1 protein-coding gene is annotated in these 1,646 nt (G+C 61.7%); it reads right to left on the bottom strand.

Annotated elements, in window-relative coordinates; genetic code table 11:
• A partial coding sequence (locus tag G9X67_RS34375; protein ID WP_171600749.1) for a calcium-binding protein occupies positions 1–1,646 on the bottom strand: 1,646 nt, incomplete at both ends.

Raw genomic sequence — 1,646 nt, 5'->3', positions numbered from 1 at the left:
ACCGTGTCGGTCCCCGCGTCAGCATTCTCGGCGACGATATCGACGGCATTGTCGACGATGTAGGTGTCGTTGCCTGCCCCACCGATCAAGGTATCGGCGCCGACGCCACCGTCCAGTATGTCGTTGCCGGCGCCGCCGGTGATCGTGTTGGCGAGCGCATTGCCGGTGCCGGTGAAGTTGGCCGATCCCGTGTAGGTGAGGTTCTCGACATTGTTGCCGATCGTATGGCTGGCAAGCGCCGTCTGGACCGTGTCTGTCCCCTCGTTCGCATTCTCGATCACAAGGTCGGTCGCAATATCGACGACATAAAGGTCGTCACCCGTCCCGCCTGACATCGTGTCGGAACCAGCACCACCAATCAATGTGTCGTTGCCGACGCCACCGCTGAGATTGTCCGCAGCTGCCCCTCCGGTCAGGACATTGTTCAGCGCGTTGCCCGTGCCGGCAAAGGCTGCCGCTCCGATATAGGTGAGGTTCTCGACATTGGCGCCAAGCGTATAGCTTGCCACGGTCGTGCGAACCGTGTCGGTTCCCGCGGCCGCGTTCTCGGCAACGCTGTCGCCGGCATTGTCGACGATATAGGTGTCGTCGCCCGCACCGCCGATCAGCGTATCGGCGCCTGCCCCGCCATTCAGCACATCGTTGCCGGCGCCGCCGGTGATGGTGTTGGCGAGCGCATTGCCGGTGCCAGTGAAGCTGGCCGATCCCGTGTAGCTCAGGTTCTCGACATTGATCAGTGCAGCGATCGAGTAGGTCGCAAGCGACGTGCGGATTTCGTCGGTGCCGGCACTGGCCAACTCGGTGACGACGTCGCTCGCACTGTCGACCACATAGATGTCGTTGCCCGCACCGCCGTTCAGCGTGTCATTGCCGGCGCCGCCGTCCAGCAGATCGTTGCCAGCGCCGCCGATGATCGTGTTGGCGAGCGCATTGCCGGTGCCGATAAAATCGCCGGCGCCGATGAAAGCCAGGTTTTCGACATTGGCAATGTTGGTCAAGGCATAGGAAAAAAGCACCGTCCTGATCAGATCGGTTCCTTCATTCACCCCTTCGGTGACCACGTCGGCCAGATCATCGATGATATAGATGTCGCTGCCCGCTCCGCCGATCAAGCTATCGGCACCTGCCCCGCCATTCAGGGTGTCGTTGCCGACACCACCAGTGATCGTGTTGGCAAGGCTATTGCCTGTCCCGGCAAAGGCTGCCGTTCCGATATAGGTGAGGTTCTCGACATTGGCTCCCAGTGTGTAGGCGGCCAGTATCGTGCGAACCGTGTCGGTTCCCGCAGCGGCGTTCTCGGCAACGCTGTCGCCGGCATTGTCGACGATATAGGTGTCGTCGCCCGCACCGCCGATCAAGCTATCGGCACCTGCCCCGCCATTCAGCGTGTCGTTGCCGTCGCCGCCTGACAGCGTATCGATGGCAGCCGCCCCTGTGATTACATTGTCGAGATCGTTCCCGGTCCCGGCAAAGGCTGCCGTTCCGATATAGGTGAGGTTTTCGACATTGGCGGCAAGCGTATAGCTTGCCAGCACGGTCTTGACCGTGTCGGTTCCCGCGGCGGCGTTTTCGGCAACACTGTCGCCGGCATTGTCGACGATATAGGTGTCGTCGCCCGCACCGCCGATCAAGCTATCGGCACCTGC

This window comes from Rhizobium sp. WYCCWR 11152 (assembly GCF_013087615.1).
Classification (GTDB): Bacteria; Pseudomonadota; Alphaproteobacteria; order Rhizobiales; family Rhizobiaceae; genus Rhizobium; species Rhizobium indicum.
This window is presented reverse-complemented; position numbering and strand designations above follow the sequence as displayed.